The 17,603-nt window shown below is 64.5% G+C and carries 15 protein-coding genes; 4 read left to right on the top strand and 11 right to left on the bottom strand.

Annotated features, from left to right (window positions below):
• Positions 1-3: 3 nt before the first annotated feature.
• Entirely contained in the window at positions 4-861 is an 858-nt protein-coding gene (locus QFZ60_RS05930) for a hypothetical protein (RefSeq protein WP_307088977.1), read from the top strand.
• 46 nt (positions 862-907) lie between these two features.
• Here the strand turns inward: QFZ60_RS05930 and QFZ60_RS05925 are convergent, their stop codons facing one another.
• Together QFZ60_RS05925 and QFZ60_RS05920 are read right to left on the bottom strand one after the other, a co-directional pair.
• Entirely contained in the window at positions 908-1,519 is a 612-nt protein-coding gene (locus tag QFZ60_RS05925; protein ID WP_307088975.1) for a hypothetical protein, read from the bottom strand.
• Between the two features lie 122 nt (positions 1,520-1,641).
• Complete coding sequence (locus QFZ60_RS05920; protein ID WP_307093218.1) at positions 1,642-2,250, bottom strand: TetR/AcrR family transcriptional regulator; 609 nt, start codon at positions 2,248-2,250, stop codon at positions 1,642-1,644.
• A 111-nt stretch (positions 2,251-2,361) separates the two neighbouring features.
• On the opposite strand from QFZ60_RS05920, the gene galE reads away from it, so the two are divergent.
• Positions 2,362-3,375 carry a UDP-glucose 4-epimerase GalE gene (gene galE, locus QFZ60_RS05915; RefSeq protein ID WP_142117091.1) on the top strand — a complete coding sequence of 338 codons (1,014 nt, stop codon included), beginning with the start codon at positions 2,362-2,364 and terminating at the stop codon, positions 3,373-3,375.
• Positions 3,376-3,504: 129 nt separating this feature from the next.
• On the opposite strand, the gene QFZ60_RS05910 is transcribed toward galE, so the two are convergent.
• The 3 genes from QFZ60_RS05910 to fdxA all read right to left on the bottom strand — a co-directional run bounded on the left by QFZ60_RS05910 (position 3,505) and on the right by fdxA (position 6,521).
• Positions 3,505-4,791 (bottom strand): citrate synthase, encoded by a 1,287-nt coding sequence (locus QFZ60_RS05910; protein ID WP_056334606.1) that lies wholly within the window; start codon positions 4,789-4,791, stop codon positions 3,505-3,507.
• Positions 4,792-5,028: 237 nt separating this feature from the next.
• Positions 5,029-6,180, bottom strand: coding sequence for a succinyldiaminopimelate transaminase (gene dapC / locus QFZ60_RS05905; protein WP_307088972.1), 1,152 nt, complete (start codon positions 6,178-6,180; stop codon positions 5,029-5,031).
• Between the two features lie 14 nt (positions 6,181-6,194).
• Positions 6,195-6,521, bottom strand: a complete 327-nt coding sequence (gene fdxA, locus QFZ60_RS05900) for a ferredoxin (protein WP_013601705.1) — start codon at positions 6,519-6,521, stop codon at positions 6,195-6,197.
• A 137-nt stretch (positions 6,522-6,658) separates the two neighbouring features.
• Here fdxA and QFZ60_RS05895 point away from each other — a divergent pair, with 137 nt between their 5' ends.
• Entirely contained in the window at positions 6,659-6,919 is a 261-nt protein-coding gene (locus QFZ60_RS05895; RefSeq protein ID WP_307088971.1) for a hypothetical protein, read from the top strand.
• A gap of 60 nt (positions 6,920-6,979) precedes the next feature.
• On the opposite strand, the gene typA is transcribed toward QFZ60_RS05895, so the two are convergent.
• Positions 6,980-8,908, bottom strand: coding sequence for a translational GTPase TypA (gene typA, locus QFZ60_RS05890; protein ID WP_142117095.1), 1,929 nt, complete (start codon positions 8,906-8,908; stop codon positions 6,980-6,982).
• 270 nt (positions 8,909-9,178) lie between these two features.
• Here typA and QFZ60_RS05885 point away from each other — a divergent pair, with 270 nt between their 5' ends.
• Complete coding sequence (locus QFZ60_RS05885) at positions 9,179-10,012, top strand: SGNH/GDSL hydrolase family protein (RefSeq protein WP_307088966.1); 834 nt, start codon at positions 9,179-9,181, stop codon at positions 10,010-10,012.
• Between the two features lie 76 nt (positions 10,013-10,088).
• Here the strand turns inward: QFZ60_RS05885 and QFZ60_RS05880 are convergent, their stop codons facing one another.
• From QFZ60_RS05880 to QFZ60_RS05860, 5 genes are all read right to left on the bottom strand, one after another.
• Positions 10,089-11,795 carry an ABC transporter ATP-binding protein gene (locus tag QFZ60_RS05880; protein ID WP_307088965.1) on the bottom strand — a complete coding sequence of 569 codons (1,707 nt, stop codon included), beginning with the start codon at positions 11,793-11,795 and terminating at the stop codon, positions 10,089-10,091.
• 11 nt (positions 11,796-11,806) lie between these two features.
• Positions 11,807-12,751 carry an ABC transporter permease gene (locus QFZ60_RS05875; RefSeq protein WP_307088963.1) on the bottom strand — a complete coding sequence of 315 codons (945 nt, stop codon included), beginning with the start codon at positions 12,749-12,751 and terminating at the stop codon, positions 11,807-11,809.
• A complete protein-coding gene (locus QFZ60_RS05870) occupies positions 12,741-13,670 on the bottom strand; it encodes an ABC transporter permease (RefSeq protein WP_307088961.1) in 930 nt (309 codons plus the stop codon). Before QFZ60_RS05870 ends, QFZ60_RS05875 begins: the two co-directional genes overlap by 11 nt.
• A 125-nt stretch (positions 13,671-13,795) precedes the next feature.
• On the bottom strand, positions 13,796-15,484 hold the full coding sequence (locus QFZ60_RS05865; protein ID WP_307088959.1) for an ABC transporter substrate-binding protein: 1,689 nt from the start codon (positions 15,482-15,484) through the stop codon (positions 13,796-13,798).
• A 287-nt stretch (positions 15,485-15,771) separates the two neighbouring features.
• Complete coding sequence (locus tag QFZ60_RS05860; RefSeq protein ID WP_307088957.1) at positions 15,772-17,532, bottom strand: ABC transporter family substrate-binding protein; 1,761 nt, start codon at positions 17,530-17,532, stop codon at positions 15,772-15,774.
• Between the last annotated feature and the right edge of the window lie 71 nt (positions 17,533-17,603).

The following is a 17,603-nucleotide window of genomic DNA, read 5'->3' as shown; positions in this document are numbered from 1 at the left end:
TTCGTGGCACGCAGACGCGGCCTGCGCCGCCTGGCGGTGCTGCTGCTCACCCTCGCGCTGGCAGCGGGCGGCATCTACACCGCCGTGTTCTTTGTGCAGCGTTCCGAGACGCTTGTTTCGGAACGCTGCACCGCCACGGCCGGGAACCGGAGCGGTGAGCTTGCGCCGGACCAGGCGGCCAACGCAGCACTGATCACCGCGGCAGCTGTCCGGCGGGGACTGCCGCCCCGGGCCGCCACCATCGCCCTGGCCACCGCCATGCAGGAGTCCAAGCTGCGCAACATCGGGCACGGCGACCAGGCCGGCCCCGACTCGCGGGGGCTCTTCCAGCAGCGCCCCTCCCAGGGCTGGGGCACCGAGGCCCAGATCATGGACCCCTACTATGCCGTCAACGCCTTCTACGACGCACTGGTGAAGATCCCGGAATACGAGGCGCTGGACATCACCGAGGCAGCACAGCAGGTCCAGAAGTCCGCATACCCCAAGGCCTACGCGCAGCACGAGGACATGGGACGCGCCTTTGCCTCCGCGCTGACCGGGCAGACGCCGGCGGGAGTCCTGTGCACCCTGCGCTCCCCCGTAGCCGGCGGCGATACCGCATCCGTAGCCACAGAGCTGGAGCAGGCCTACGGGGGTATGGATTCGCAGGTGGACGGGGCCACCCTGGTGGTGGACGCCGACGGGCCGTTGGCGTGGTCTATTGCGGAATGGGCGGTCGCCAGCGCCAAGGACCTGGCCGTCACCCGGGTGGACGTGGACGGCCGCACCTGGAACCGTCCCAACGGGGACGGGTGGCAGGTGTCAGGGGTCCCGGACGGGCAGGTGCGCATCACCGTACGGGCGGACGACGGCGGCAGCTGAGCGCCGCCGTCGTCCTGCCCTGCTGAGGGCTGACCCGCGCGAAGGCTTAGACCAGGATCTCCAGCACGGGCTGGACGTAACTGCGGAAGAGTTCGGGCTGCCCCATCAGATGCCGGCTCATGATGATTTTGTCCGGCTCCAGGTACCAGGCCCGCTGCTCGTCCAAGGGAAGTTCGATGATGGTGAGCTTGAAGTCCCGCGAGTCCCGTCCCACTTCCATCAGCCTGTCGTCCACCATGTCCTCGAGCAACTGGTCCGTTCCCGAGGCCACGCGTTCGGCCTCCAGCTCGGCATATTCGCTCCTGCGCTCCCTGGCCCAGGTGAGGGCGGAGCCAAAATGCGCCTGCAGGAGCCGCTGGAGCGCCGGAGAGTTGCCGAACGCTTCGAAGCTGGGCGGGGAGAGCTCCGGGGAGGTATGCGGGTAGGCCTTCAGCAGCTGCTCCCACCAGGCCTCCCACTCGGTCTTGAGTGCGCCGAGCCCGCCCACGTCCGCCGTCAGGTGCGTGTGGTCGGCGGAACGGACTTTGGGCGACGCATGGGACAGCATGGGATGCCCCACTCCGTTCAGGCCGGCCGCGTCCCGGACGTAGAGCGCGATCATCATCGGCCCGGACGTGTCGGTGGTGATCTGCCACCCTGAACCGCTTGCGTGATGCATCCCAAGTCCTTCCCTGGCCTGCCCCTGCCGGACGGCGTGAGCCGGTGCGCTGTACCCGGCTATCAGTCTATTCCCGCAGCCAGTTCACGGTAGTGCAGGACAGGCTGCCGATGGCCGGATGCTTACCCTGCCAGCCCGTCCAGGTGCCGCTCAAGCACGTCCCGGCACATCTGCGCGGTCATCCAGCCGGGCTGCAGCAGGGCATGCATGCACAGCCCGTCCAGCGTGGCCAGCAGCCGTTCCGCCTCCACCACCAGGTTCTCCTGCGCCTCATCCTCAGGGAGCAGGGAGGCAACCACGGCCCCAACGATCACGGCGACATCACGGTGGCTCCGGTCGGCTTCCGCGGCAAGGAACGGCCTGATCCGCGCAGCGTTCTTGAAGGCCAGCCACGCGCAGGCCTCCACGGCTGTTTCCTCATCCAAGGGAAGCATGGCGCCCAGGAGTGTTAAAACGGCCTGCCGCTGTTCCGGACTGGCCTGGGCAGCGCCCCGTACCGCCGGCAGCAGGGCCTTGAGCCGGCCCACCACCCGGTCCACCACGGTGCCGAACGAGAACGCCAGGAGTTCCTCGCTGCCTTCGAAGTAGTGCCGAACGGAACCAACAGCGAGCCCGGCCTCGTCCGCCACTTCCCGCAGCGAGGCGCGCTCCAGCCCGTCGACGGCGATGATACGGAGAACAGCTTGGACTACATCCTGGCGCCGGGCATCAGCGTCTACTATTTTGGGCACCATTCTTATTAGCACACTTGTGCTTCCACTGCCGCTTCCGCCGCCCTGGCTGCCTGCCCGCCATCCGGAACGCCGGGGCGGGCACCGCTCCCCGTGGGATAGCGTTGAGGCATGAAAATCTTGGTTACAGGGGGCACCGGCTACATCGGTTCCCACACTGTTCTTTCCCTGCAGGAAGCCGGCCACGACGTGGTCGTCATCGACAACCTGGTCAACTCCAGCGAAGAGTCGCTGCGAAGGGTGGCCGAACTCAGCGGCAAGGCCGCGGAGTTCCACCACGTTGACCTGGTGGATGAGGCCGCCGTCGAAAAGGTCTTTGCCGGCAGCGGCATTGAAGCCGTCATCCACTTCGCCGGGCTCAAGGCCGTGGGGGAATCGGTGCAGGAGCCGTTGAAGTACTACTACAACAACCTGGTGGGAACCCTGAACCTGATCCGCGTGATGGACCGGCACGATGTCCGCTCCATTGTGTTCAGCTCCTCAGCAACCGTCTACGGCGAGCACAACCCCATCCCCTACGTGGAAAAGATGGAGATCGGTGCCAATAACCCCTACGGGCGCACCAAGGAACAGATCGAAGACATCCTCTCCGACCTCGGGGCGGCCGACTCCCGCTGGCACATAGCACTGCTGCGCTACTTCAACCCGGTGGGCGCGCACCCCTCCGGCCGGATCGGCGAAGACCCCCAGGGCATCCCCAACAACCTGGTTCCGTTCATCGCCCAGGTGGCAGTGGGCCGCCGCGAGAAGCTCATGGTCTTTGGCGGCGACTACGACACCCCGGACGGCACCTGCCTGCGCGACTACATCCACGTGGTGGACCTGGCCGGAGGGCACGTTGCGGCGCTGGACCACGTTGCCGGGCGTACCGGCGTTTTCCGCTGGAACCTGGGCTCCGGCAAGGGCTCCTCCGTCCTGGAGGTCCTGCGCTCCTTTGAGAAGGCAGTGGGCAAGCCGATCCCCTATGAGATCACCGGCCGCCGCGCAGGGGACCTTCCCGCGTTCTGGGCGGACGCCACCTCTGCGCTGGCGGACCTGAGCTGGTCCACCACCAAGACCGTGGACCAGATGTGCGAGGACCACTGGCGCTGGCAGAAGAACAACCCCCAGGGCTACGCCTCCTGACCCCGTCGATTGCTCCGTACTTGTCGTTTTCACGTCCCGAAACGACAAGTACGGAGCAATGGATGGTGATTAACGCAAAAACGGCCGCCCACCTGTGGAAGGTGGGCGGCCGCCGTCGTTGCTTGCCTTTTAGCGGGCCGGGTAGTCCCGCTCCGGCTCGCCGATGTAGAGCTGGCGCGGGCGGCCGATTTTGGTGTTGGGGTCGCTGATCATTTCGCGCCACTGGGCAATCCAGCCCGGGAGGCGGCCGATGGCGAACAGGACGGTGAACATCTTCTCGGGGAAACCCATCGCCTTGTAGATGAGGCCGGTGTAGAAGTCAACGTTGGGGTAGAGCTTGCGCTGAATGAAGTAGTCATCGCTGAGCGCCTTCTCTTCCAGCCGCATGGCGATGTCCAGCAGTTCGTCGTTGCCGCCGAGCTTGCTGAGGATCTCGTGCGCCGTGGCCTTGACGATCTTGGCGCGCGGATCGTAGTTCTTGTACACGCGGTGCCCGAAGCCCATGAGCCGGACGCCGTCTTCCTTGTTCTTGACCTTTTCCATGTAGTCCTCGGGCTTGAGGCCCTCGGCCTGGATCTGGCGCAGCATCTTCAGCACGGCTTCGTTGGCACCGCCGTGGGCCGGGCCGAAGAGCGCGTTGATGCCTGCGGAAACGGAAGCGAAGAGGTTGGCATTGGAGGAGCCCACCAGGCGCACCGTGGAGGTGGAGCAATTCTGCTCGTGGTCGGCGTGCAGGATGAGGAGCAGGTCCAGGGCCTTGACGATGACCGGGTCCAGCTCGTACTGCTCGGCGGGCAGGCCGAAGCTGAGGCGCAGGAAGTTCTCCACCAGGTTCATGGAGTTGTCCGGGTACAGCATGGGCTGGCCGATGGACTTCTTGTGCGCGTAGGCGGCGATGACCGGCAGCTTGGCCATGAGGCGGATGGTGGAGACCTCCACCTGTTCGGCGTTGAACGGGTCCAGCGAGTCCTGGTAGAACGTGGACAGCGCAGACACGGCCGAGGACAGCACCGGCATGGGGTGCGCGTCCCGGGGGAAGCCGCCGAAGAAGCCCTTGAGCTCCTCGTGCAGCAGCGTGTGGCGCCGGATCTTCTGGTCGAACTCGTCCAGCTCGGTGGGCGTGGGCAGGTTGCCGTAGATCAGCAGGTAGGACACCTCAAGGAAGCTGGAGTGCTGCGCCAGCTGCTCGATGGGGTATCCGCGGTAGCGCAGGATGCCCGCATCGCCATCGATGTAGGTGATTGCCGAGGTGGTTGCTGCGGTGTTCATGAAGCCGGGGTCAAAGGTCACGGCACCGGTCTGCTTCAGCAGCTTGGAGACGTCGTAACCTTCGTTCCCTTCAACAACCTGGATGCGCGGGAGCTTCAGCTCGCCACCTGCGTGGAGCAGGGTCGCAGCATTGTTGGTCTCAGTCATGGAGTCCCCTTCATGAGGCTTCTGGGCCTCTGTCGAAAGCTTGATCCAACATCAGGTGAGCCGCGCACGAAGCCTGAGAGGACAGGTTCCAACACCCGGGCTGCCTTCTTGTAGAAAGCCACCATTGATAGTCACTTAAAAAGTACCGCTCCTTGGCGGGTGTCACTAATCCGCAGCCTTCAAATCCAGCCTAAATGGCGCTGGATGTGGGGCGAGTCACATGATTATTACGTCCCCTTAGGAACGGGATCCGGCCATGCGTGCCACTGCAGCGTCAATCCGTTCGTCGGATCCGGTGAGGGCAACCCGGACGTACCCGTTGCCCGCGTCGCCATAGAAGACGCCCGGTCCCACCACAATGCCGAGGTCGGCCAGGCGTGCCACCGTGTCCCACGTGGCCTCCCCCGCCGTCGACCAAAGGTACAGGCCGGCGTCGGAATCCTTGATCTGCAGGCCGAAGTCCAACAGGGCCGGCACCAGCCGCTCCCGCCGGCCACGGTACAGGTCCTTCTGGGCCTCGACGTGCGAGTCGTCGCCCAGAGCCACGCGCATGGCCTCCTGGACCGGATAGGGGACGATCATCCCCGCGTGCTTGCGGCTGTTGACCAGGTTGGGCATCAGGTCAGGATCACCGGCAACGAACGCCGCGCGGTAGCCGGCCAGGTTGGACTGCTTGCTCAGCGAGTACACGGCCAGCAGGCCCTGGTGCGAGCCGCCCGCCACCTGCGGGTCCAGGATGCTGGGGACCCGCCGGCCGCCGCGCTGGACGTCCCAGTCCCCCCATCCGAGTTCTGCGTAGCATTCGTCGGAGGCCACTACGGCGCCCAGTTCACGGGCCTGCTCCACGAGCGCTTTCAGGGATTCGACGTTCCGGACGCTGCCGGTGGGATTTCCGGGGGAATTGACCCAGATGAGACGGACACGGGAGCGGGTGGCGTCGTCGAGTTCGTCCAGGTTGTCCGTTGCCACCGAGGTCACGCCTGCAAGGGTGGCGCCGATATCGTACGTAGGGTAAGCCACCTTGGGGCGTACGACGACGTCCCCCGGCTTGAGGCCCAGCAGCAGCGGGAGCCACGCGACGAGTTCCTTGGACCCCACCGTGGGCATGATGTTCCGGGGGTCAAGCCCGGCCACCCCGCGGCGCCGCTCAAACCAGCCGGCGATGGCTTCGCGGAGTGCCGGGGTGCCGTGGACTGTGGGATATCCCGGGGCGTTCGCGGCAGCTTTCAGTGCATCCTGCACGAGCTGGGGCGTAGGATCCACGGGCGTCCCGATGGACAGGTTCACGGCTCCGCCGGGATGCTCCGACGCCTTGGCCAGGTACGGGGCCATGGCCTCCCACGGGTAGTCAGGCAGGTCCAGGCCAAACGAATTCACTGCTGCGGTCACGGCGTGCGTCCGCGTCAGTGGTCTTGGTTCTGCGGCGGCAGGGCGGCGATCATGGGGTGGTCCTTGCCGGTGTTGCCGATCTTGGCCGCGCCGCCGGGGGAACCAAGGTCATCGAAGAACTCAACGTTGGCCTTGTAGTAGTCGGCCCATTCCTCCGGGGTGTCATCCTCGTAGTAAATGGCTTCCACCGGGCACACCGGTTCGCAGGCGCCGCAGTCCACGCATTCGTCCGGATGGATGTACAGCGAACGCTCGCCCTCATAGATGCAGTCGACCGGGCATTCCTCAATACATGCCTTGTCCTTGACATCCACACACGGCTGCGCGATTACGTACGTCACGTCCCTGGCCTCTCCACGTTGGGTTCCGGCTTCCCGCCGGCTATTGCATCCGGCAGCGTGGCCGGACTATTGACATCTGAGCCTATTATCTCCCAGCCCGTTCCCGCGAACCTAGCCGGCGCCCCTAGTATGAACTGGTGAGTCAGCCATTACCTGCGCCCGCCCGCTTCCTTGCCTCGGCTGAGCCCGGGATCCGCGTGGTGGTGCGCTACCGGATCGAAGGTGGCCTCACAGACGCCCTGGGCAACCTGCTGGCCTGCGACTCCGGTTCCTGCACGGTCAGAACCCGGCAGGCCGACGTCGTCATTCCCCTTGCACAGGTCGTGGCCGCCAAGGAGGTCCCGCCCGCTCCCCCGCGCCGTCCAGCCCGACAATCGCCGCCCTCACTACAGGACTAAGACTTAACGCAGAATGCCACCGGCCTGGAGCCGGTGGCATTCTGTTAGGTCAGGGCGTTGTTATGCCTTGGCGCGGGCGCGGTTGGCCTTGGCGCGCTCATTGGTGTCCAGGATGACCTTGCGGATGCGGATGGCTTCCGGGGTCACCTCGACGCACTCGTCTTCGCGGGCGAATTCCAGTGACTCTTCGAGGGTGAGCTCGCGCGGCGGCGTCAGGTTCTCGAAGGTGTCGGAGGAAGCGGCACGCATGTTGGTGAGCTTCTTTTCCTTGGTGATGTTGACGTCCATGTCGTCGGCGCGGGAGTTCTCGCCCACGATCATGCCCTCGTACACCTCGGAGGTGGGCTTCACGAAGAAGGAGCCGCGTTCCTGCAGGTTGATCATGGCGAACGGGGTAACAACACCGGCGCGGTCGGCGACCATGGAGCCGTTGGTGCGGTACTCAATAGGGCCGGCCCACGGCTCGTAGCCTTCGGAAATGGAGGCTGCGATGCCGGCGCCGCGGGTATCGGTCAGGAACCGGGTGCGGAAGCCGATGAGGCCACGGGCGGGAACGATGAATTCCATGCGGCACCAACCGGTGCCGTGGTTGGCCATGTTGGTCATGCGGCCCTTGCGGGCAGCCATGAGCTGCGTGACGGCGCCCAGGTATTCCTCGGGCACGTCGATGGTCATGTGCTCCATCGGCTCGTGGATCTTGCCGTCGACGGTCTTGGTGACAACCTGCGGCTTGCCGACGGTCAGTTCGAAGCCTTCGCGGCGCATCTGCTCAACCAGGATGGCCAGCGCCAGCTCGCCACGGCCCTGGACTTCCCAGGCATCCGGACGCTCGGTGGGGAGCACCTTGATGGACACGTTACCGATCAGTTCCTTGTCCAGGCGGTCCTTCACCTGGCGCGCGGTGACCTTTGCACCCTTGACCTTGCCGGCCAGCGGCGAGGTGTTGATACCGATGGTCATGGAGATCGCGGGATCGTCCACGGTGATCAGCGGCAGCGGCTGCGGGTTCTCGGCGTCGGTCAGGGTCTCACCAATGGTGATTTCCTCGATGCCGGCGACGGCGACGATCTCGCCCGGGCCGGCGGACTCAGCCGGGACGCGCTCCAGGGCCTTGGTGGCAAGCAATTCTGTGATCTTGACGTTCTTGAGCTCACCGTTGGCCCGCGCCCAAGCAACGGTCTGGCCCTTGCGCAGGGTGCCGTTGTAGATACGAAGCAAGGCGAGGCGGCCGAGGAACGGGGAGGCGTCCAGGTTGGTGACGTGCGCCTGCAGGACACCCTCCGGGTTGTAAGTGGGGGCGGGGATGTGCTCGATGATGGTCTGGAACAGGGGCTCCAGGTCTTCATTCTCCGGGGCGGCGCCGTTCGCGGGCTGCTCAAGGGAGGCGCGGCCAACCTTGGCTGCGGCGTATACGACGGGGACGTTGAGGATCTTGTCCAGGTCGAGGTCCGGAACTTCGTCGGCGAGGTCGGAGGCGAGGCCCAGGAGCAGGTCCATGGACTCGTGCACCACTTCGTCGATCCGCGCGTCGGGGCGGTCGGTCTTGTTGACCAACAGGATCACCGGCAGGTGCGCGGCGAGGGCCTTACGCAGCACGAAGCGGGTCTGGGGCAGCGGGCCTTCAGAAGCATCAACGAGGAGGACGACGCCGTCGACCATGGACAGGCCGCGCTCCACCTCGCCGCCGAAGTCGGCGTGGCCGGGGGTGTCGATGACGTTGATCGTGATGGTCTCGCCCTTGGAGGACGGACCGTTGTAGGCCACGGTGGTGTTCTTGGCCAGGATGGTGATGCCCTTTTCGCGTTCCAGGTCACCGGAGTCCATGACGCGGTCTTCGAGGTGGTTGTGCTCGGCAAAGGAATGGGTCTGCTTGAGCATGGCGTCGACCAGGGTGGTCTTGCCGTGGTCAACGTGGGCCACGATCGCGACGTTGCGCAGGTCACTGCGCGATGCAGTGGCTACCGCGGTGTTGGTGGTGGTTTCAGACATGCGTTATTGCTCGATTCAGTGGTGAAGTCAGCTGTTGTATCGCGACATTTCCAACTGGAACGCACGACGGACAAGGCCCTTGGCACAGGGCGCCTACCCCTATTCTAGCCGGTGAGCCATTTGTTGGCCTAAATTCCGCCGGATTTACCGCCTTCGGGATGCCGCGATTGCGCCGGACCCCTGCCCCCTGTGACTAAGTTCACTACCACTTCCACCTGCATGGCATGATTGCTGTGACACAGCCCACCTTTGAGCGCGCCGGAGACAACGATGCCCCCTGCTAAGGCCAGCACCCCTCGTGGTGCCGCCCGGGCTGCCACCGCCGCTGCATCCGGCCTCTTGGCGGTATCGGCGGCCCTGGGACTGGCCGCCTTTGGGCTTTCCGGCGACTCTGCTGCGGGCGGGTTGGCGCGGGCGGCAGCCGGGCAAACCGTCAGCGCAGGAGGGAATCCCGCTGTGGCGGCGACGTCCCGGATCATGAATCCCGGGAACGGAAGGCTCGAGGCAGTGGTTCCGGACATCAGCAGGACTGTCCTGCTGATCGGCGACTCACAGTCGGAGCCGGCGGACGGCTGGCCGCGCCTGGGCCTCGCCGCTGCCGGTTACAACGTGTACTTCTGCGGCCGCGGCGGCACAGGCTACGTGGCGGAGAACGGTGCCACAGGTAACTACATCGATGCCCTGCAGCGCGGGGACTGGCTGCTTCCCTCCGGCACCCCGCCACTGATCGTCATCGAGGGCGGCGGAAATGACGCCGCCAAAGGCGCAAGCGACACACAGATCGCAGGAAACGCCCAGCGGCTGATTGCCGAACTGCAGACCCGCTATCCCGGTACGCGGATTGCCCTGATCGGCACCCTGGCGCGGGGAGCAAACGACGGCGGCGGCCGCCGGAGCGAGGTGGACGCCCTGCTGGGTTCCGTGGCGGCCGCCAACGGGCTTCCCTTTGTTTCCGTGGGCGACTGGCTCACCAGGTATGGACTGGCAAAGGATCTTGCGGACGCCGTCCACATGAACACCGAAGGCCGTGCAGCGCTCGGCGGGATCCTTGAGCGCAGGCCGCGTGACCTGGGGCTGGACCGAAAGCCTGCGGTGGAGCAGTAAAACCGGGTAGTGCTGTTAAACAGCTGGAGCCGGGACCCGAAGGTCCCGGCTCCATCCGTTCAGGGCAAGCCTCCTGCTATGCCACCTCGGGCGGAAGCATCAGCTTCGCGCCGGGGATGGCGTTCAGCAGCGCCTTGGTGTAGTCCTGCTTGGGAGACTCGAAGACATCGTCCGTGGAACCGGTCTCCACCAGCCGGCCCTTTTCCATTACGCACACGTGGTCCGCGATCTGCCGCACCACGGCAAGGTCGTGCGTGATGAACAGGTACGTCAGCCCAAGGTTGGCCTGGAGGTCGGCGAGCAAGTTGAGCACCTGCGCCTGCACCAGTACGTCCAGCGCGGAGACCGCCTCATCACAGATGATGACTTCGGGGTCCAGGGCAAGCGCCCGGGCAATGGCAACACGCTGCCGCTGCCCGCCCGACAGCTCGTTCGGATACCGCTGCATGGCGGACTGGGGCAGTGCCACCTGGTCCAGCAGCGTCCGGACTTTCTTCTCCCGGCTGGCCTGGTCCCCGATCTTGTGGACGCGCAGGGGTTCCTCGATGGTGCGGTAGATGTTGTACATCGGATCGAGGGAGCCGTACGGGTCCTGGAAGATCGGCTGGACCCGCCTGCGGAACTTGAACAGCTCGGCAGGCTTCAGGGCGGAGGTATCGACCCCGTCGAACAGGATCCTGCCGTCCGTGGGCTTTTCCAGCTGGAGCACCATCTTGGCCACTGTAGACTTGCCGGACCCCGACTCCCCCACGATCGCCGTCGTGGTTCCGCGCCGCACGTCGAAGCTCACGCCGTCGACCGCCGCGAAGTCCGTTGCCTTGCCAAGCCCCTGGCGCAGCTTGTACACCTTCCGCAGGTCCTGGATCTGCAGGAAGGTATCGGACTTCACCGTTTCTGCGGCGGGTGCCAGAAGGTCCGTCGTCTCCACGCCCTGCTCCTTGGCCACCTGAATACGGCGGCTGGCCAGCGACGGAGCGGACTCAACGAGCCGCTTGGTGTACGGATGCTGCGGGTTCCGGAGCAATTCCAGCGACGGTCCCGATTCAACGACCCGGCCCTGGTACATGACCACGACTTTGTTTGCCCGCTCGGCTGCCAGGCCCAGGTCATGGGTGATCAGCAGGACCGAGGTGCCAAGCTCGTTGGTCATGGTCTCAAGGTGGTCCAGGATCTGCCGCTGGACGGTGACGTCGAGGGCCGACGTCGGCTCGTCCGCGATCAGCAGGCGCGGCTGGCAGGAGAGGCCAATGGCAATCAACGCGCGCTGGCGCATGCCGCCCGAAAACTCGTGCGGGTACTGGTTGGCCCGCCGCTTGGCATCCGGCAGCCCTGCCTGGGACAGCACCTTGGCGATGTCGTCCGGGCCGCTGGGACGGCCGTTCGCCTTCAGTGTTTCCCTGACCTGGTAGCCGATCTTCCAGACCGGGTTCAGGTTGGACATGGGGTCCTGCGGGACCATGCCGATGGTGTTGCCGCGCAGTTCGATCATGCGCTGCTCGCTGGCGTGGGCGATGTCCTCGCCGTCCAGCAGGATCTGCCCGCCGGACACCCTGCCGTTGTTCGGCAGGAGTCCGATGGCCGCCAGGGCCGTGGTGGACTTTCCGGAGCCGGACTCCCCCACGATTGCGACCGTTTCGCCCGGCATGATGGTCAGGTGGGCGTCCCGGACAGCCTGGACTTCACCGCCGCCGGTCTTGAAGGTGATGGCCAGGTCACGGATTTCGAGCAGCGGCCTGACGCCGGTGGTGCCGGCCTCATCGATGCGGACTTCTGGAGTTGTCATCTCTTTTTCTCTCATCGCTGACGGCTCTTCGGGTCAAGGGCGTCACGCACGGCGTCGCCCAGCATGATGAAGCTCAACACCGTAAGGGAGAGCGCGGCGGCCGGGTAGAGCATGATTTCCGGCCGGGTCCTGATCGATGCCTGGGCACCTGCAATGTCATTGCCCCAGGACATGATGCTCTGCGGAAGGCCAATGCCCAGGAAGGACAGGGTGGCTTCGGCCACGATGAACACGCCAAGTTCCAGCGTCGCCAGGACAATGATCGGAGCCAGGGCGTTCGGCAGGACGTGGCGGATCAGTGCGCCGAACTTCGAAACGCCCAGCGCGCGTGCAGCGGTGACGAAGTCCGCGTTGCGCACCTCGATCACCGCGCCGCGGGTGATGCGGGCCATTTGCGGCCACGCCAGGAGCGAGATGACGAACACCACGGTCCATACGCTCTTGTTCTCGCGGAACAGCGGGAGCTGCGTGATCACCAGTGCGCCGAGCACCAGCGGCAGGGCAAAGAAGATATCGCCCAGCCTGGCCAGCACGGCATCGATCCACCCGCCGTAGTATCCGGCGAGTGCGCCGAGGGTCACACCGATGACCAGGACGCAGAGTACGGAGAGCAGGCCGACGGAAAGGGAGGCCTGCGTGCCGTGGATGACCCTGGAGTAGACGTCGCAGCCCTGGAACGTGAAGCCGAACGGATGCCCCGCCGTGGGACCGGCCTCGGAATTGGCGAGTTCACAGCCCTCGTTGGGCGGGGTTGATGTGAAGAGGCCCGGGAACAGCGCGATCACGATCAGGGCAAGGATCAGGAGTGTCGAGATGATGAACAGCGGACGACGGCGGAGCTTGCGCCAGGCGTCTGCCCACAGGCTGAGCGGGGCCTGGTCCGTCTTGACGGCGTCCGTTGCCTGCAGCGGTGTCTCGTCGATGGGGGCCACAAAGTGGCTGTTATTACTGGTCATAGCGGATCCTCGGGTCAAGCCAGGCGTACAGGAGATCGACAAGCAGGTTGGCCACCACGAAGACCAGCACCAGCACGCTGACGATGGAGACGATGGTGGGACCCTCACTGCGAAGGACAGCCTGGTAAAGCTTGTTGCCTACGCCGGGAACGTTGAAGATGCCCTCGGTAACAATGGCGCCGCCCATCAGGCCGCCAAGGTTGGCGCCCAGGTAGGTGACCACCGGGATCAGCGAGTTGCGCAGGATGTGCGCCAGGACCACCCGGGGCCGGGAAAGACCCTTGGCGGTTGCCGTCCGCACGTAGTCGGCGTTCATGTTTTCGCTGACCGATGCGCGCGTCAGTCGGAGGACATAGGCAAAGGACACGAGGCCCAGGACCACTGCCGGCAGAAGCAGGGTCACCCAGTTCGCATTGGCACCGACAGTGGGTTTGGCCCAGCCGAGCTGTACGCCGAAAACGAGCTGGAAAACGAAGCCCAGCACAAAGGTAGGAACGGCGATAACCACCAGTGAGGCCACCAGGACCGTTGAATCGAACCAGCCGCCGCGGCGCAGACCCGCGAAGACGCCGAACGCCACGCCGAAGACGGCCTGGATGGCCAGTGCCTCGACGGCAAGCATCGCCGTCACGGGGAAGACCCGGGCAAGGCTGGCCGCGATGGGCTGGCCGGTGAAGTCATTACCCAGGTTGAAGGTGAAAAGGTTCTTGAGGAAAAGGCCGTACTGGACCCAGAACGGCTGGTCCAGGTTGTACTGACTGCGCAGGGTGTCGATGACTGCCTGCGGGGGCTGGCGGTCGCCGAACAGCGCGGCGATGGGATCGCCCGGCAGCGCGAACACCATGTAGTACACCAAAAGCGTAGTGCCGAGGAAAACAGGGATCACCTGAAGGAGTCGGCGCAGGATGAACCGGATCACAGGGTCACCTGCCTTCCGGTAAAGGGGAGAACACGTTCATGAATGCCTTCCTGCCGGTTGCAAGCCAATGGGGGCCCGGACGTGACCGGAACCCCCATCAGCTTGTCGGCAAGTTAGATCTGGGACTACTTGGCGGTGATGCCGTAGTACAGGATGCCGCCGTTCCAGCCGGTTTCGGCCTTCACGATGTTGTTGCTCCAAACGATCGGGCGTGCCTGGTCCCAGAGCGGCAGGCCGGGCAGGTCCTGGAACAGGATTTCCTGTGCCTGGTTGAACTTGCCGTTGGCTTCATCCGTGCTCTTGGCAGCCAGGCCGTCCTTGAGGAGCTTGTCGAACTCGGGGTTCGAGTACTTCTCGTAGTTGGAGGAGGCGTTGGTGGCCCAGACCGGTCCCAGGAAGTTGTACAGCGACGGGTAGTCGCCCTGCCAGCCCGCACGGGTCAGGCCGGGCAGCTGCTGGGACTTGCGGAGGTTCAGGACTTCAGCGAACTTGGCGAAGGGCTGGATTTCAGCCTGGATGCCGAGGTTGTTCTTGAAGCCGTTGGCTACGGCGTCGATCCATTCCTTGTTGCCACCATCGGTGTTGGAGGCGATCTGAAGCGGCTTGGAGTTGTCGTACGGCTGGATCTTCTCAGCCTGTGCCCACAGGTCCTTGGCCTTCGCGGCGTCGAACTTCAGGACTTCGCTGCCCTTGAGGCCTTCCTTGAACCCGTCGATGACCGGCGGGACGAATGCCTTGGCCGGGGTGCGGGTGCCGTTGAAGACAACCTTGGCGATTTCCTCGCGGTTGATGGCGTAGGACAGTGCCTGGCGGCGCAGCTTGCCTGCCTCACCCTGGAAGTTGGGGTTGTACGGCGGGATGTTCAGCGTGGAGTTGGTGGCAACCGGCTTGGTCGAGTTGCGGTCCGGGAAGTCGGAAACGTAGGTCTTCAGGGCGTTCGACGGAAGAACGTCCGTGATGTCCAGGTTGTCAGACTGAAGGTCCGTGTATGCGGGGCCCGGATCCGTGTAGAACTTGAAGCTTACGCCGCCGTTCTTGGCCTCGCGCGGTCCCTTGTAGTCGGCGTTCTTGACCAGCGAAATGGACTGGTCGTGGACCCAGGAACCCTGCTTCTCGAACTTGTAGGGACCGTTGCCCACGGGGTTTTCACCGAAGGTCTTGGGGTCAGCCAGTGCGGCCGACGGAAGCGGGAAGAAGGCGGAGTAGCCAAGGCGCAGGGACCAGTCGGCTTCAGGCTGGGCGAGCTTGACGGTGATGGTGGAATCATCGGTTGCCGCCAGGCCGGACATGGTGTCGGCCTTGGGAGCGGGCGTGGTGGTGGTCTTGCCGTCAGCACCCTTCTCCGAGTTCACAGCCGAGACATCTTCGTAACCGGCAATGGATTCGAAGAAGAATCCGTTGTTCTGCAGGTTCTTGGAGTTGGCGGCAAAGTTCCAGGAGTCAACGAAGGTCTTGGCCGTAATGGCTTCACCATTGGTGAACTTCTGGCCCTGCTTGACCTTGATGGTCCAGTTCTGGGCGTCGGACGACTCGATGGAATCAGCCAGGGCGTTGACAGGTTTGCCGCTGGCATCGTAGGTGCGCAGGCCCTCGAAGAGGAGCTCGACCACGCGGCCGCCGTAGACCTCATTGGTGTTCGCCGGCAGCAACGGGTTTTGTGGCTCGTTGCTGTAGGCGGTGATGACCTTGTTCGGATCCCCGGCAGCATTGCTGGACCCGTCAGTGCTGCCGCCGCCGCCGGCGCCGCACCCGGTCAGGGCAAGCGCGGCGATTGCCACGATGCCCAGTGCTTTGGAAGTGCGCGTAAAACGCATTCCGCCTCCTATGAGTTGTGGGAGAGATATATAGGGGAATCTTGTGCTTCCCCGCAGGCCGGACGCAGCTCACCGCTGTGACGAAACCTACATAATACGAGTTAGCCTAACCGCACGAAGTCCAGATACTGGTACTCCGTTGCCAAAACGTGACCGGCGCAGTGAAATGCCCCAGGCCACAGCAATTAGTTAGGCACGTCACATGCTACTCGCCGGTAGGCCGGACGGCGAATCGGCAGGCTGAAGTGTCCGCAAGGGCCGGAAGACCCTGCCGGAAGCTGGCTCGATCAGGCCAGCCGCCAGTCCCCTACGTTCCACCAGACGCCGAGGGGGCCGGGACTGGTCTTGATGCCGGCCACGCGTGAATTGAAGGCGGTTGCGCCCAGGGTCTGGTACAGCGGCAGGCCGTACGCGTCCTCCCACACATGCTTGTCGATGTCGGCCAGGAGCTCATCCTGCTTACCCAGGTCCGTTGTCGCGGCCAGTTGCTCCATGACCTTGTCCGCGTCGCCGTCGGAATATCCCGTGAAATTGCTGCCTGCCCCGGTCCGGAAGATCTGCGGCACCCGGCTGACGCCGGCCTCCGTGCCGATCCATCCTGACAAGGCGGCGTCATAGCCGCCGCGGCTGAGCGCGGCCGCCCAGTCGGCACTTCCCTGCCCGCCGTCGGACACGCGGAAGCCGGCCAGGGCAGCAGAGTCACGGATCAGGGCAAACGCCTTGGCGCGGTTGGGATTGTCCCGGTTGTAAAGGATCCGGATGGTGGGGGTTGCACCCTTCAGGAGCCTCTTTGCGGCGTCTACGTCCACCTTGGCGTAGTTCGACGAGCCGTTGTTCTTCACCGTTTCGTCGTATTTCGGCTGTCCCGGCAGGAAAACGTGGGAGTCCAGCGGCTTGCTGTCCGGGACCAGGCTTCCCACCACTGCGTCCACAATTGCCTGCCGTGGAACCGTCTTGAGGAACGCTTCCCGGACGTCCTTGTTGGCGAAGGGCCCGGCGAAGTTGAGGTCCAGGTGGTCGTAGCCGGACTGCTTGTACCGTTCCACGGTGATGCCCTGCCCGGACAGCCCCGTGAGCAGGTCGTCCGTGGCGGCTGACGGCTGGGGCGAGATGATGTCCGCCTGGCCATTGCGCAGGGCATCGACGGCGGCGGGCAATGCCCCGGTGAACCTGACATTAATCTCGTCCAGCCAGGGTTCCGTACCCCAGACATAGTCCCGGTTCCGGACAAGCTTCATGGAAACTTCCGGCACGATGTCGCGGACAATGAAGGGGCCGCTGGAGAGATAGATCGCCGGATCGTCGGGAATCGATTTGGCATCGAACCCGGTGTTCCAGAAGTCGCTGACTTTCTTGAGTTCAGGGTTTGATGCAGGCTTTTCCGGGTTGCCGCGAGGGGTGTCCCTAAGGAGTTGGACCAGGTCTTCCTCATCGTTCAGGCCGCTCTTGGCGGCAACGACGTGGGCCGGGAGTCCGACGTCGAATGCCACTTCCCAGTCTGCGTACGGTGCGGCGTACTCAATGGTGATGGACCGGCCGTCGGACCCGATTTCGGGAAACAGGGTGCCCGCGAGGCCGGTGGTGTCGGAGGCTACCGAGAAGTACTTGGTTCCCTTCCCGGCGGCTGGATCAAGGTCGTCGAAATAGCCCGACCCCGCGGCCCAGCTCAACAGGAGGTCGGCCGCGGCGATTGGCGCACCATCCGACCACTTGACGCCCTCGTTGACCGTGTACTTCACCTTGAGCGGCTCGTCTGAGACCTTCTCGAAGTGCCCGAACTTGTCGTTGCGCACCACCTTGGAGCTGTCATCGAGGTAGAAGAAACCCGAGTGGGTGATGGCACCGATTTTCGAATTGATGTCGGTATTGCCGTTGGAGCTGTACGGATTGAACGAGGAGAAGGCGTTGACCTCTGCCACCGTCACGCTGCCGCCGCGCTTCGCCTCCCCCACCACAACGGAGGGGGCACTGGTTCCCGAGCATCCCGAAAGAACCAGGGCAGCCACCACCGCGGAGATGAGCAATTGCATCAGACGCCGGACCGGCATGCCGCCTCCTTGTGTTTTCCCTCCCAGGAGGGGACTGGGGTCGCCACGATCACGCCCTACGGATTCAGGAT

It is taken from the genome of Arthrobacter sp. B2I5 (assembly GCF_030816735.1).
In the GTDB taxonomy this organism is placed as follows: domain Bacteria; phylum Actinomycetota; class Actinomycetes; order Actinomycetales; family Micrococcaceae; genus Arthrobacter.
This window is presented reverse-complemented; position numbering and strand designations above follow the sequence as displayed.

What these genes read in the sequence shown, in the direction of transcription:
- QFZ60_RS05925 (WP_307088975.1), bottom strand. Translation starts at nt 1,519, where the DNA reads ATGCATCACGCAAGCGGTTCAGGGTGGCAGATCACCACCGACACGTCC.
- galE (WP_142117091.1), top strand. Translation starts at nt 2,362, where the DNA reads ATGAAAATCTTGGTTACAGGGGGCACCGGCTACATCGGTTCCCACACT.
- QFZ60_RS05910 (WP_056334606.1), bottom strand. Translation starts at nt 4,791, where the DNA reads ATGACTGAGACCAACAATGCTGCGACCCTGCTCCACGCAGGTGGCGAG.
- typA (WP_142117095.1), bottom strand. Translation starts at nt 8,908, where the DNA reads ATGTCTGAAACCACCACCAACACCGCGGTAGCCACTGCATCGCGCAGT.
- QFZ60_RS05885 (WP_307088966.1), top strand. Translation starts at nt 9,179, where the DNA reads ATGCCCCCTGCTAAGGCCAGCACCCCTCGTGGTGCCGCCCGGGCTGCC.
- QFZ60_RS05880 (WP_307088965.1), bottom strand. Translation starts at nt 11,795, where the DNA reads ATGACAACTCCAGAAGTCCGCATCGATGAGGCCGGCACCACCGGCGTC.
- QFZ60_RS05875 (WP_307088963.1), bottom strand. Translation starts at nt 12,751, where the DNA reads ATGACCAGTAATAACAGCCACTTTGTGGCCCCCATCGACGAGACACCG.
- QFZ60_RS05865 (WP_307088959.1), bottom strand. Translation starts at nt 15,484, where the DNA reads ATGCGTTTTACGCGCACTTCCAAAGCACTGGGCATCGTGGCAATCGCC.
- QFZ60_RS05860 (WP_307088957.1), bottom strand. Translation starts at nt 17,532, where the DNA reads ATGCCGGTCCGGCGTCTGATGCAATTGCTCATCTCCGCGGTGGTGGCT.